Origin of the sequence: Poriferisphaera corsica, from assembly GCF_007747445.1 — a bacterium.
GTDB lineage: Bacteria > Planctomycetota > Phycisphaerae > Phycisphaerales > Phycisphaeraceae > Poriferisphaera > Poriferisphaera corsica.
Genome location: NZ_CP036425.1, coordinates 1,798,482 through 1,813,557, shown reverse-complemented (window position 1 = coordinate 1,813,557; position 15,076 = coordinate 1,798,482). Strand labels below are relative to the sequence as shown.

The window sequence follows — 15,076 nt, the reverse complement described above, 5'->3', positions numbered from 1 at the left end:
GTGCGCATTCTAGAAGATTTTCAGTATTCAAATGGGGATTTGATTACTGATATAATCTTAGTTGGACATAGTATAGATCTACATACCACGCGTAGGTCACTGCTGGAAATACAAGGTATTTATGCGTTGTAAATCTGTTGCGATAATATTCATTTTCAATTGTACACCATATAAAATATCACTTCTTGTTACGTGTATCCTCTATCAACGATACTATGTCACTATAGCCCAATAATTTAACAGTATCTAAATAATCTCTACCTTCGTACATCGCGAATGCATTTACTTTCTTACCCAATAAATATTGAACAATCTCAATTTGATTATTAATTGCTGCAATAGGCAATAAGCCATTCACAGAAAATTCGCATTCATCGATCAAGTATTCTACTAATTCTAAATGACCGAACGTAGACACTGTGTGCAAAAAACTACGGCCTTTATGTGATGAATACGAATCTAGGGTGTAACCACTGTCAAATAATATTCTTAGAACTTCTTTTTTTGAATATTTTCGAATAACTGCTTTCTCAACTGGATCACATAAATCATCTGGAGCGAATAGCATTTTATAAAAACTTCTAGTACTGGAAGCTATCGTTTCGTAACACGAATTTAGGTAATCTAAATACATTATTGATTGATCATGCAAAGTAATACCGAATCTATTTCCCAGATCATCGAACGCAACTTCATAGCAACTTGGATTCAGTTTACTTATTTCAATCAAATCTCGATCGAGCGGTATGATTGGATAAACACCTTCATAACCATTTTGGTCGGTAAATGAACATGCCATTACAGTAGCATAATTATTATTGATTTTGGCACTTAATAACTCGTATTTTTGTGACAAAATCCTATGAAATTCGACTGTTTTATGTGGGATCATATCCATAACAAGAATCTATGTACTAGTACATTGAAAATATATCAAATCTATCCATAAACCATAGCTTTAATCATCATCTTTATCTTGTTCCGCGATTTTATCCAACCGCTGTTTCTGCTTCAGTGCCTCATATTCTACATAATGTATAATTGCACCCGCTTGAAATTCTCCTCCATGATTTAATCCCATGGAGTCATCGTATTCTAATCTGAATTCATAACCAGCCAAATCACTTGCATGCTGTACTCGGCCATCCGCAATAGCATCCGACACTCTGGCCGCTTCCATCAAAAACATCTGCTCCTTCGACCCATAATTTCTGGCCTGCGCGTTATTGGTAAGGAAGTGGGTCATTGCAACAGTAACTGTTAGCTTACCACCTGTAGCCAATGCTCCCCTAATTGTACTTGCACCACCTGTATGACCAATTGCCTGATGCAATGGCTTTGGAACTAACGATGTTGTCAAGCCATCCGCCTCGTGATGCCAAGCATAATTTTTTCGTTTAGATGCTGGAATCTCTGGATTACTAGAATCAGCATCATACTTGTCCCATGATTTTTTACTATCTATTCTCGAATTGCCTGTAAGCTCACCAGGTTCGAATTTCGCAGGTTTACCAATGCGATGGTTCGACATATCTAGAAAACCATCTTTATCAAATGTTAAATCCCTATCACCGTATTCTTTACGAAATGCAGGTGTATCACTTTTAAGTTTAGCACCTCTATCCTTGGCATTATTCAAATGCGTCCTCATTTTGATCGTTTTTCCAGCATACTGCTTGTTCCTCATTGTTAGTTTATTAATCGATTTTACCCTTGACATTGCTTTTGCCCATTGCTGCCTGCTCATGCGAGGTATTTTTCGCGCTAGTCCTAATGGATCAATATGATTAATTGGATTGTTTTGAACATAGAGATATACATTCAGTCCATCGCCATAGCCGATGAGGTCACGGGTAATGTAACGACCAAGAACTGGGTTGTAGTATCGGAAGCCGTGGTTATCTAAGCCGAGTTCAGTGTCGCGCTCCTTGGTTGTGAAAAGTCGATTGGTGATTGAAGTTGCACCAAAACCAAAGAAATTGTCGTTTGAATAATTGCTGCTAATATCATCATTGCCGAAGGCATCGAAGAGCGTGACTTTGACGGCGGTTTCATCTTGTTGCTGAAGAACAGTTGTGGTACCGACTGCGTTATAGATGAAATATCTGGTGTTAAAGACATCGCCACTGTTGTAATTAATGTTCGGGCTAAACTGGTAGAGAATGGAACCAATGCCGCCACCTTTACCGGTGCCTCGAACGAGTATGTTGGTGATCAGATTATCTATATCAACTTCTTGGACGCTAACGCCGCCATCATATCTAAACTTCGTAATCTTATGATCCATGACTTCATCGGCAGTCACATTGATCTTCTTGTAATCTTTGGCTACACGCCTTGTGCGATAATCATAGATGTAATTCCATTCATCACGGCGTTGTTCGACAACGGGCCCTGGGCCAGTTTCACCTCCGCCGATAGTTTCTGTGTATTCTTTATTGAAGGAAGTGATTCTATTATGCGCATCGTAATTGCAGCCTACGAGCATGTTGCCATCAAGGTCATGGTGATAGGTCGTAGTAATCGGGTCAATGGATTCTATATTGGAATTAATCTCCCTAGTACCCGTACGTACAGTATTCTTAAGTTGATTCAGATCATCGTATTCATAGCTGTCAATATAATTTGCTTCAACTGTGTAGCCAGTTTCCATATCCTCGTAAAATTTTGTTGGATGCTGATACCTGACCCGATTGCCTGATTTATCGTATTGATAATTATGAACTTGTGAGATTTCGTTGTTATGTTTTATTGATTCTTTAGTTAGCCAATAATGCTTATTGTAAGTGTAGTATATTTTCCTTTGAGGCATATCTTCCATGCCAACTTCATAGACCCAATTTTTCGCCTCTGAGTTATTCAGGCCAGTTTCATCAATTGTAAGTTTATTGCCTACAAGATCGTATGTGTAGTCAAATTTAAGGATAAGGTCGCCGTTAGCTTTGGCGTTAGTCATAGACGTAACGCGATTTAAGCTATCAAATACGGATGTGGTCGTACTGCCATTGGGCAATGTTCTGATTTTTTGGTTACCGGCCAGGTCGTATTGGTATTCGGTTGTGCGCAGAATACTGGAGGCCAAATGGTAGCCAGTAACAGATTTCATTAAATTTCGATTATCGTAAGTATAAAGAACTGTATCAAAACCGCCAAAGGATGAAACACCGTCATTATATGGATAAGCGACGCCTGTTTTATTACCTACGGCATCATATCTATATTCGATGTCATAACTATCACCCCCTGCATCCGCAGTTCTTGACACTGCTTCTTTACGCAAGTTATATACAGCATCATATTCATATTCGACTGTGCCTGAAATATCAGTAACTTCAAGCAGATTACCAACCTTATCATAAGTAAAGGTACGTGTTTCCTCGGGTGTACTCGTGTTTGGCTGATAGTGTTTAGACGTTACCTTTTGGCCTAGTCTGTTGTAGTCATACTCATGCTTTTTGCCTGATGGCTTGACTACACGAGTAATGTCACCTGCGGGACTATATTCAGTGATTGTTACCCGCGGCTGACCATCTTCAACAGCTGGTAATATTTCTTTGGTCTGCTTGTTGAATGCATCGTATTCGTAGGTCGTCGTCTGAGGCTTATCTGTAACTGGGTCTGTATTAAATAGATTATTGTTAAGTGTAATTGAGAGAGCATTGCCTGCATTATCGTATTCTTTTTCCGTTACGATGGATTCGTTCGAGTCAAATGCAGCAATAACTTTACGAATTCTATTGAGAGCATCGTATTCTGTTTTTGTAGTCACACCGAGTGGGTCAGTAATCTTTACAATATTCCCGTTTTGGTCATAAGCGGTAATGACTACCGGTCTTACAGACAAATTATTTTGTTGAGGATCCTGAACTAGGGGTGAATAATTTTTAACTGGCCTATAAGCTTGATCGTATTTAACAAACGATTGATTTCCTCGTGGATCTGTTGTCGAAACGACATTGCCCTTAAGATCGTAGATAGTCGTATTAACAACATCTTCTCCAGATTCATAATCAACTGGATTATCAAAATATTCAAACTGATCATCACCATTTAGATCTAATACCGTACGTATAGGGCGATTTAAATTGTCGTAGTATGTTTTGGTCTTCGCTCCTCGAGGGTTAGCTACTATAGCTTGGTTGCTCCGGGCATCGTACGTATACTTTGTAATTGGGTGATGACTAGCTAACCAATCAACGCCATGCACGGGGATGGCTGGTAATTTTGTTTCGATTAATCTCGAAGCACCATCATATTTAAATGCGGTTTCATTACCTTCAGCATCAACAATTTTTAATACATTGCCGCTATAATCATAATATTTTTTATTTACAATATCGCTCGAATCAATACCGCCTACATCAGACGGATTATTAAGTGGAGTCGAAACTGTTGTTCCAATTCCGTCACCATCTGAGTCAATAATTTCGAGCGTTTTTCTATAAAGAGCATCGTAGAATGTGTACCGTGATTTATTTATATCATTACCATTAGAATCTTTATTATAAACCATCACCTTTATTGGCTTATGCGATTTGTTGTATTCAGTTTCAACAACCGCATCATCTGATTCTGGGTTAGATTCCGACGTTGCAGACAATATATCAGCATGTAATTTTCGTTCTATGATACGCTTCGTTCTATAAGCAGTATCGTATTGCGTATCAGTTACATAGCCTCTCGTATTTATAACTCTAGTTGGGTTGAAGCCGCTTAGCGTAAATGCTCCCGAACCACTATTTCTATTATATTCATAAATTTCTGTAAAGCGTGCTGTCGTGCTCTCTGAATTAGAAACTTTGACTGATGGTAAATATGTTTTTTTCAGGCGAAGCAGTTCGTCATACTCATAATTCGTAATGTTCCCATTAGCATCCTTTTCCCACTCAAGAAGTCCTACAGGATTGTAACCATACTCAGTAACTATGTTTGGAATTTCCAACATTGTTAAGGTTGATTTTTTCACTCTTCCGAAATCATCGTATACTTTTGAGGATTCAACACCATGTTGATCACGTATCCAAATTTCATTCGAATTTAAGTCATACTTAAATCTAACTATATTAAGTATTGAATCATTTGTTTGAATAATGTTAGTTGGGTATGTTTCTGGGGCGGGATCAAAAGGATTAATATATTGAGATGGGGGATACTCAATACTTTTTATACGACTTAAATTATCGTATTCATATGTAATCTTATTTCCTAATCCATCAAATACATAGATATCACGGTCCATGATATCTGCTACACGCTTAGTGATTAAATAATTATCAAGCTGACTCGCACCTATTTGATTTCTTAAATCAGTCAACTCACTTCCTAGAATGTAAGAACTATTATCATCTAATGGACTTAGGTCTTCCGATATATTTGATAACTGAACTGTATATTCATTAAAACCAAACTCGTTCTTATAGTATTCTGTCGTTCTTCCTTCATGATCGATAATACTATTAAGAAAACCATCATCGTCATACTGAAATTCGGTTGTTGTTGCAATTGATGTCTCTGCTGCCGAAATCATCTTTTTACGATTTCCATTATCGTCTAAGATATACAGTGTTTTAATATTCTCAGGATCTATAGTTTCAATTAGCTTGTTATAAGTGACATCATAACTATATCTAGTTTTACACATAATACCGTCAGCATAGATAGTACTATCTGACGGATTGCCATAGATTTGGTATTGATTTCCCCACGCACTGTATACTTCACTGCCTTCATCAGCGGAATAGTCATCATCAGTTAATTCAATATTCGCCAGTTTATATTGTTCTTCGCCATACTCATCATTTTGCATGTTGTTTGGGTCATATCCAAACTCAACAATATTTCCCCAATTATCGGTTACCTTAATCAAATTACCATGAAGATCCTTTGCATATTCATATGCTATAGACAAAATATTTTGATCTGGGATTAGAATACTTTTCGTGTTTCTGGTCACTTTTGTCAAAGCAATGGCATGATTGAGGTCGTTATCCGTTGTAATTGCTTCTCCCTCAAATATATACTCAGTAGATACACCTCTTGTATCAGCAACGAGTGTTCTCGCATATATGTGTGAACGATCATCATCTTCAATAAAAGTAACTGGGGATCCACCATTTAAAACGCTATCAGCTGTGGTCACAGATGTAATACGAGGCTGTTCTTCAAATTGCTTGATGGGTATATATGCTAATATTATTCTGCCAGCAACCATTGGAACGGCTTGGATGTTGGTAGGTGTTTGTCTGAAAATATAATCAAAATCAGTCTCATGACCTCTTGCATCAATGATCTTTGTTGGATAGTACCAATAAACCTTATCATCAGCTTTGATAGACTCAAGACCGTCAAACTTCGTTAATAATTGCCTATCTTTTACCTGTGCTTCGTATTCGAATTGAATTTCAGGACGTACAAGCGCACCCGAAACTGGATGCTGGACTTCTGGTTTCTTTACAGAAGCTAGTATTTTTGTCGTAAAATTATTCTTCTCAATATCATCGTATTCATATAAAAATGATTGATCCTGTCCAAGCGGACCTACAATTTTCGTTAATTTTCCATCTGTATACGTAAATTCAATATTTCTTGCCTGATAATTTTCATCTAATATTTTCGATACTAATGTTGGGCTCAGTTCATCGTATTCATAGGTAATTTGATTTTCATTTCTATCAACAATTCGTGACAATCGATAGTAAATTTCTTTCAATCCAGTTTTTGTTCTAGTAAGTCCGGGCACAGTTTCAAAATACAGCTTAGTTCCGTATTTTTTTGTATAAACAAAGCCGTCTCCATCTTTTTTAAGAGTTCCTCTTAACGCAGCATTTGAAAAATTACTACGTACATCGGGATAGAAAGTAATAATATTTCCATCGTCACCTTTTATTATTGCATCAAGATTATACCTTGCAGCAGCACCCACCTCATCATAAACCATTGCGGTTTCACGTGGATCATACATATTGCGCCATGCATCTGCCCCAGTTCGCTCCCGAACAATTACTCTGGAGCCTATATTCGTACTCCATGCCTCGCCAAGAATATTTTCACCCGGCCATGGCAATTCGTCATCATCAAAACCATCTGAACCTGAGTCTACACGCGAACCAACTCTCAAAGTTCTTCGAAACTCTAAGAGCATTTCACCACCAGGCATAGGAACAGCTAAATCAGTTGTACTGAAAGTTGGCTGCAAACTAAACATGTCAATAGAAGCCATGTTTGGAGTACGATCAGATTCACCTTCACCAATTGGGCTGGGATCTGGCAGTGGAACACCATGAATATCTACACGCATATTTGACTGAAGGCTGATGCTATCACCTTGAGGTGAAATATCAGGAATATCTCGTACTTTGAATGATAGATCATCAGTCAGATTGTATTTTACTTTAGAACTAGTCTGCAGTTCCAAAAGAAACCTTTTAGATTTACGGCGTTTATTCACAGTTAATGTAAACTGTGGATATGCCCCATAGTTACCCCAATCATGTACCTCGCTTATATGAACATTAAAAGTAAAAGGAAATTCAGTAATCCGCTCACCTTTATAAAATAATGATATTTCATCATCCAGTGGTGATTCGTTATTCCCCAAATTAGAAATATTTTCAAATGGATTGCTCGCAATTCCAGTGTATTCCTGTAAATACAGTTTGAACTGAAATTCTTGAATATCATTGAGTGGTGTCCCTACACTTCCGACACCAGGTCTAAAATAATACTCATCGCCTATCGAAACACCATGCCTTTGTGCATCCAACCATTCTTTATTCTCCGCCATCTTTTCTTTCAGTCGAACTTGGCAGATTACCACAGGGCCATCATCCTCATTCGCTATCACTGAATTAACGCAGACAAGTATAAGAATATAGGTAAAGAAAAACCTGATAACTATAAAATCTAATTTGCGTGCTGCCATGACATTACCCTTGTCCGGATATATAAAACTACTTGTCGAATATTGAATTTATATATAACTAACACTTTACTTCATTTTGACTGCGATACTTGTGATGTAACATCATGTAAATCCGATACCTTATTACTCACAAGAATTATTATTGCTCACACTAAAATTTACTGTCCAAACTATATATACATCACCATCATCAAACACACCTGATAAATCCGCTCCATTACATGACGTTGAATTTGATGGATAAAATTTAAGTGGATAACTCCAGCTACCATCAAATTTAATGGTAATTGACTTTGTAAGTGTTTCGCCCCAATGCCCGCCACTATCATCGGTATTCCTTTCCCAAGGCGTAAACTGAGCATCGCCTGACCATGTCCCGCATGCTGTCATAGGCAACTCGCTAAATTCATACTTACCTTCACCTTGATTATAACTCTCATCAATTGCTTGAATTAATCCGTTAATCGTGCTCTCTTTGTCAAACTTACAATCACCAACAACACAACACATACATGCTTTGCAGTTGTCATACTCTTGACCATTTATTGTTGGTAAGCCCAAATCAGTCGTACTGTACCGCGTCCAACGATAGCATTTTCCGCCTGATGTCTTCAAGAATCTTGGCCGATGAGGCTCTGTTGTATTGTTACGATACCTCTGTAATTCACCACTAGCATCTTCGCCTGGACAAGGTATATAGATATCCCAGATATCTTCTTTTTCACAATCTTCGCAAGATGAGTAAGAACTGCCGCCGATTGGCGGTAAACCTGGATTTTCACTCACGGTATTTATTCGGCTATAGCATGTTTCACCACTTTTTATGACAGAATAATCTTCTTCCTCAGAGGGATAATGTAAACGTTGATAGTAGCTACTTCCTTCATCTGAACATTGCTTGTATATATCCCATTTTTTGCCACACTCATCGCAATTATTAAATCGTTCACCGGAAATAGTTGAATATCCAGGATCACTTGTAACACTTCCGCTTCTTTGATAACAGACACCATCCTTCTTTATTACAGACGGACCTGGGTCATCGGGAGCGTTTCGTCTTCTCTGATATGTACCACCACTTTCACCAGGACATGGTGTATAGATATCCCACGCTTCATATCCATTGCATTCATTACAGGAATCGAATCCGTTACCACCTATCCCATGAATCAATTCATCGTTTTCATCTATTTCGCCGTACTTCTTTGTTGTATTGGATAGGACAAAACAGTCACCATCAAACTGATATACATTTCCTATAACTGCACTTTCTGATCCATCACAAGGAACCCACTTCTTCTCACTTCCTTCGCAACTTTGAAGCTCCCTGAGACAACCACATGTGTCACAGTCTTCATAGTTATACAAATCACCGACATTTGCAATGACTGTTGCTTCTGCGCCAATCTGCTGCTTAGATTTTGGCTCCGCTAAACCTATCGTATAGCATCCTTGTATATCTTTGTCTTCATTTTCAATACGCAAAATCGATTCATATAGCAACCCTTCAACGTTGCTGCATTCTGTATAAATTGTTTCTTTTGATGCTAGGCATGGCGTTAACTCGACATAACAAGTTAAATCGTCGACCGTGCTATTCTCTGTTGAACTAGCCCACAACTTATTTGTCGCTAAGACGCCAATCGCTGTTCCCGCAAAAGCCTGAGATATAAAGTGCCGTCGTGTTAAGCCTTTATGATAGCTATCTATTGCTCCTGTTGTCGCAACTGGTAACGACACGATTGAATCTGGTGATGTTTCAGCGGGGTGTTCCTTCGGCCAATAGCCAAATGGACAAACCTCTTTAATATCACGCGCCTTTTGGCTGAGAATACAGCCACATGGTTTTTTGCCTCCTTTACTTATCATTGATTGCAACATATGACCACATGTCTGTACGCCACCGGCGTCATTGACTACGACATACCCGCCTGGGCAATTACGACAAACATCCAATCTTTTTAGATAGACTGACTCATCTGCGCGATCACGTCTAAGCACTTGTGTTTTTAATGTGCTTTTTACACCGTGCGTTGCACCCGAAATAGCATTATTAACTTTCGAAAGTATATTTTTATGGGAAACATATGCGTTCAAATCGGATTCGCTAAGACGTGAATTTTGCCCACTTTTCATCGATTTGCCCTTTTACAATTTCTAAATGCTGAATCGCAAATGATATGAAACAGAAATTAATTTAGATTAAATCCTAAACTATTTGTCAATTTACTGGATAGTAACTCGCACACATACATGTGTCTACTAATTAATTTTTAATGAAATTAAGAAATCATTACACGCAACAGGCTAGCCTACTAAGTGTGATGATTTCAAGAGCTTCGCATCTGAGATTTTTATGATCATATATTAAATAAGCTTGCCGATTATGACGGCAAGCTTTTGTGTTGTGCTACTAACTATAAATTAGGTTATGAACTAATTATTTACGACGACGGAGCATGGCAAGGCCGCCAAGACCGAAGAGTGCGAGGCTGGCGGGTTCAGGGACAGTGATATAGGCATCATCAATGTATATATCGCCGGAATGATTATCACCCTCTGCTGGATCTGAGAACATAAACACGAAACGAACAGTATCAGCGTTCTCCGGAGCAACTGCGGTTCCTTCGATGTCATACCAAGTATCTGAATCTAACCCTTGTGGATCGAAATTAACAGTCACCTTATCGAGCATGAATCCCATATCGGAGCTGTTATAGAATTCCATCTTTAGCTCCATGTCCCAATTGGCGGGGTTGTCATTTGGCAGATTGCCTTTGATACCAAAGGACACAGTATCACCTGCATTGATTGCGACGTCTTGAAAAATGCCGGTATGGTTGCCCCAGAGCTTGATGGACTTATCGCCGAAGGTGTAGCCTTCATCACCAAACTGCCAACCGTTCCATCCCCAGGTTTCCCAACCGGGCAATTTATTTTCGTTTAAACGCTGATAATCGCCTTCTTCGAAGCCGGGGTTTTCAAGCATATTGGCTTGAGTTACGGATGTGCAGAAAAGTGCAGCTGCTGAAAGTGCGAGTAATGTACGATACATAGGAACCTCCTTAGTGTTTCTGTCTCTCTCTTTAGATTCAAATAAGTCTCTTAGATGTGACCAGATAGTGATATCCGTCTTCATGATTTAATGATGAAGGTATTCTAGAAAACCTCGATATTAAGCTTCAATCGGTTACAGTTTGTTACACTTCTTTTTTATTAAAAACAATGTTTTTTATGATAAGAGCTACCAGAAACACGATGTAACAGGTGTATCGCTTGGTTTAATTGGATGGGCATGTATCTTTCACAGGAAAAACAAGAGCATACGGGCACAAACATTTTCGTTTGTTTTTCGATGAGAATGCAAGTATGCATTTCGAATGGGATTGGGATCGTTTGAATAACCTACAAAATAAACAAACGTTTGTTGTTGTGTTTGGCGATCAATTGGATATTCATTCGGTTGCATTACGTGATGATGGTAAGCCGGCTGGATTGGTGTGGATGGCGGAAGCGATAGAGGAAGCTGAGTATGTGTGGAGTCATCAACTCAGGCTGGCATTCTTCTTTTCGACCATGCGGCACTTTCGTGAAGAGTTGAAGCAAGCTGGTTATGAGGTCATGTATCGCGAAATAAGTGCGCGTAAGAAAAAAGGAGAAGGATATGGGCTGATGGAAATGTTGGAGATAGATTTACGAGCGAAAAAAATAAAGCGTGTAAGATGCGTAAGGCCAGGCGATTGGCGTGTATTAGATGGGTTAAGGAAATTGTGCAAACGTATGAAGATTGAGCTTGAGGTCTTGGAGGATAAGCACTTTTTAATGAGCGTAGATGCGTTTGGAGATTGGGCAAAAGGGAAAAAACAGCTTGTGATGGAAGGCTTCTATCGTGGTGTTCGCAAAAAATATGGCTATCTGATACGTGAGGATGGAAAACCTGAAGGTGGCGAATGGAATTACGATTCAGAGAATCGGGATAGCTTTGGGAAGGATGGGCCAGGGGACAAAATGAGCGATCCTAAAAAATTTAAGCTCGATCGGATCAGTGAGGATGTAGTCACAATGGTCAGACAGCGTTTTTCATGCCATCCAGGATCACTAGAGCATTTCAATTTACCTGTGACACGAAAAGACGCGGAAACATATTTAAAGGACTTCATAGCGAACAGACTCAAGCTGTTCGGTAAGTATGAGGATGCGATGTGGGAAGGCGAGGCTTTTTTGTACCATTCTCGGATTTCGTGTCTGTTGAATGTGAAATTACTAGACCCTAAGCGCGTCATAGATTTGGCGATTGAGGCATATCGTAATGGGAAGGTTGGAATCGAATCAACAGAAGGGTTCGTTCGACAGGTCGCTGGGTGGCGTGAGTTTATCAGAGGGATTTATTGGTTGAAGATGCCAGAGTATGCGAAGAGTAATGCGTTGAAATGTTCTGAAAAGACGGATGTGCCGGGCTGCTTTTGGGATGGTGAGACAGACATGAAATGTGTGGCGGATTCGATGAAGCATGTGATTGATCATGGGTATGCACACCATATACATCGGTTAATGGTGCTGGGATTGCTTGCACAGTTGGTTGGCGTGCACCCATACAAATTTCATGAATGGCATATGGGAATGTATTTGGATGCGATCGATTGGGTGTCATTGCCGAATACTTTGGGGATGAGTCAATGGGGCGATGGCGGTGTAGTGGGAACCAAGCCGTATTGTGCAAGCGGAAATTACATCAACAAGATGTCGAATTATTGCAAAGGGTGTCGGTATGATCCGAAGCTAGCTTCGGGTGAGAAGGCGTGCCCTATGACGGTGCTGTATTGGGATTTCTTGGGACGACATGAAAAGCAATTTGAAAAAAATATACGGATGAAGTTTCAGATTGCCAACCTGAAACGAAAATCTGTAAGCGATATGAAGATGATCAAAGAAGAAGCAGCGAGGGTGAAAATTGAGCTCTTACGTAAACCGGATTTGGGGTGAGAAAATCGTTGTGATATTGATGTCGCGGTGCTAAGCTCATAACGGTTTTTGAATCATATCTGTGTATACATGGGAGTTTGGGATGAAGCATATTTTCGGTCGATGGCCTTTTTACCTTATGTTGATTGTGATTGGCTTTTTTTGCTTGATTGGGATTGATCTAAGCGAAAGTTTTGGTGCGCCGGAAGTAGACGTTCATCAGGCTACTCAAGAAATGAGCGATGCGACAGATGACGTAGATCCGATGCTACTGCTGGGTGATGACATTGATCTGACAGCAGGCGATGCGGTGAGCGTGGAAGGCTGGAAGCGAGTTTGGCGGAAGATCGTTTATATTACAAAAAAGATTTGGTATACCCCCATATACGAGGTGGGTGAAAGCGACATCTCTATCCAGCATATGGTGGTTGCGCTTTTGGCGGCGGTCATCGGATTCTGGCTAAGCAAACGTGCTAGTATGATGGTCTATCACAGACTTAGAAAAATGAAACGGGTAAGCGCTACGACCGCATTGCAAGCTCAAAAATTATTGTTCTACCTGTTGGCCATTTTTGTAACACTGTTTGCATTGCAACTGATGGGGATACCAATCACACTGTTTACAGTGCTAGGCGGTGCGGTTGCGATTGGCGTTAGTTTTGGCGCACAGAATGTGATTGGCAATTTTATCTCGGGGATCATTGTCATGACCGAACGGCCAATTCGGTTAGGAGACACGATCGTGCTGGAAGGTGGGATGGAAGGATTAGTCGAGGATATTGGGCAAAGATCGACGCGAGTCAGACGGATTGATGGTGTAGACGTGATTGTGCCAAACAGTAAGTTTGTGGATCAGTCTGTAACAAATTGGACTTTGAGTGATGATGTGATTCGCAGTTGCGTATGTGTTGGGGTCGCCTATGGAAGTGATGTTGAACTAGTAAAATCGTTGCTAATGAAAGTTGTTGAGGCACATCAGCAGATCTTGGATACACACAAACCGATTGTTGTATTTGATGACTTTGGCGACAATGCGCTGATGTTCGAAGTGTATTTTTGGGCAAAGCTAAAAAGACCTATGCAGCGATTGATACTTCAGAGTGATATCAGGTTCTCGATTGATCGCGAATTTAAAGAAGCAGAGATCGTTATTGCGTATCCTCAGCGTGATGTGCATCTAAACGGCATCGGCACCGTTGATGTTCGAATGGTTAACAATGGGGCTACAAATTAATCGTCTAAGTGATATGACTAATGATCAAATTATTGACTTTGTTTTATATCGCTTAAATTATCATTTTTAGCGAAATTCTTGCTAACGACTACTGGATTGACAAAATATTGGTTAAGTGGGAATTTTTAGAGTATAGATACACGTTAATCTGTTGTTACCAAGCAATAGATGCAATACGGTAGCTACTAATTGTTCTCGATTCTTGATATCCAATCACTTCATGAGCAATTCATGAAGACATGAAGGAGCCTGTGTGATGAAAAAACTGACGGGAAGTATTTTAGGTTTAATGTTGGTCGCATTGATTATTGTGGCCGGCGTCAGCGTTACAAATGCAGCGGATGAAATGAAAGCGAAAGTCGGAGCGCAAGCCCCAGACTTTACGCTCAAAGATGTTACAACCGGCAAAGAAATCAGCCTTGATGATTACAAGGGCAAGATCGTTGTCATGACGTTCCAAAGCATAAACTGCCCTTGGGATCGATACCGTGAAGAAGGCGGTTATCAGCGAATCCTAAGCAAACTAGCCCCCGAGTACACTGACAAAGGCGTGCAGTTTATCGCGATCAACTCCAACGCAAACGAGACTGTCGAAGAAGTGGCATCCTATGCACGCGAAAGCAAAGTACCTTACCCAATCCTAAAAGATCCAGGCAATGTTGTGGCTGACGAGTATGGTGGCCGTACAACACCTCATTTTTACGTGATTGATAAAGACGGCAAGCTTGTCTACATGGGTGGATTCGAAAATGCACCGAACACACCAGAAAATTGCGGACATATGGATACGCCATATCTCGTCCCTGTGTTAAACGCAGAGATTGAAGGCAAAGAGCTGCCGTATAAAGTTACCAAGAGCAAAGGCTGTGGCATCAAGCGCGCAAGCTAATGTTTTTCTAAAGATCAATATTTGATCTATCTATATGATTGATGTGAAATCGGTCGTCCATTTTGGGCGG

General features: G+C 39.9%; 7 protein-coding genes. 3 read left to right on the top strand and 4 right to left on the bottom strand.

Annotated elements, in window-relative coordinates; translation table 11 throughout:
• Positions 1-178: 178 nt before the first annotated feature.
• From KS4_RS07305 to KS4_RS07290, 4 genes are all read right to left on the bottom strand, one after another.
• A complete protein-coding gene (locus tag KS4_RS07305) occupies positions 179-898 on the bottom strand; it encodes an ankyrin repeat domain-containing protein (RefSeq protein ID WP_145076579.1) in 720 nt (239 codons plus the stop codon).
• Positions 899-958: 60 nt separating this feature from the next.
• Positions 959-7,921 carry an RHS repeat-associated core domain-containing protein gene (locus KS4_RS07300; RefSeq protein WP_145076577.1) on the bottom strand — a complete coding sequence of 2,321 codons (6,963 nt, stop codon included), beginning with the start codon at positions 7,919-7,921 and terminating at the stop codon, positions 959-961.
• Between the two features lie 123 nt (positions 7,922-8,044).
• Positions 8,045-10,057, bottom strand: coding sequence for a hypothetical protein (locus KS4_RS07295; RefSeq protein ID WP_145076575.1), 2,013 nt, complete (start codon positions 10,055-10,057; stop codon positions 8,045-8,047).
• A gap of 304 nt (positions 10,058-10,361) precedes the next feature.
• Positions 10,362-10,976 (bottom strand): PEP-CTERM sorting domain-containing protein, encoded by a 615-nt coding sequence (locus tag KS4_RS07290; protein ID WP_200761675.1) that lies wholly within the window; start codon positions 10,974-10,976, stop codon positions 10,362-10,364.
• 314 nt (positions 10,977-11,290) lie between these two features.
• On the opposite strand from KS4_RS07290, the gene KS4_RS07285 reads away from it, so the two are divergent.
• The 3 genes from KS4_RS07285 (at position 11,291) to KS4_RS07275 (ending at position 15,006) form a co-directional block, all read left to right on the top strand.
• Positions 11,291-12,904, top strand: a complete 1,614-nt coding sequence (locus KS4_RS07285) for a cryptochrome/photolyase family protein (RefSeq protein ID WP_145076570.1) — start codon at positions 11,291-11,293, stop codon at positions 12,902-12,904.
• A gap of 82 nt (positions 12,905-12,986) precedes the next feature.
• Positions 12,987-14,117, top strand: a complete 1,131-nt coding sequence (locus tag KS4_RS07280; RefSeq protein ID WP_145076568.1) for a mechanosensitive ion channel family protein — start codon at positions 12,987-12,989, stop codon at positions 14,115-14,117.
• 256 nt (positions 14,118-14,373) lie between these two features.
• Positions 14,374-15,006: a redoxin domain-containing protein gene (locus KS4_RS07275; protein ID WP_145076565.1), complete on the top strand. Its 633-nt coding sequence runs from the start codon at positions 14,374-14,376 to the stop codon at positions 15,004-15,006.
• The last annotated feature ends 70 nt before the right edge of the window (positions 15,007-15,076 follow it).

Excerpts from the sequence above, each read along its gene's own strand:
- KS4_RS07285 (WP_145076570.1), top strand. The coding sequence starts at position 11,291 with ATGCATTTCGAATGGGATTGGGATCGTTTGAATAACCTACAAAATAAA.
- KS4_RS07275 (WP_145076565.1), top strand. The coding sequence starts at position 14,374 with ATGAAAAAACTGACGGGAAGTATTTTAGGTTTAATGTTGGTCGCATTG.
- KS4_RS07280 (WP_145076568.1), top strand. The coding sequence starts at position 12,987 with ATGAAGCATATTTTCGGTCGATGGCCTTTTTACCTTATGTTGATTGTG.
- KS4_RS07295 (WP_145076575.1), bottom strand. The coding sequence starts at position 10,057 with ATGAAAAGTGGGCAAAATTCACGTCTTAGCGAATCCGATTTGAACGCA.
- KS4_RS07290 (WP_200761675.1), bottom strand. The coding sequence starts at position 10,976 with ATGTATCGTACATTACTCGCACTTTCAGCAGCTGCACTTTTCTGCACA.
- KS4_RS07305 (WP_145076579.1), bottom strand. The coding sequence starts at position 898 with ATGGATATGATCCCACATAAAACAGTCGAATTTCATAGGATTTTGTCA.
- KS4_RS07300 (WP_145076577.1), bottom strand. The coding sequence starts at position 7,921 with ATGGCAGCACGCAAATTAGATTTTATAGTTATCAGGTTTTTCTTTACC.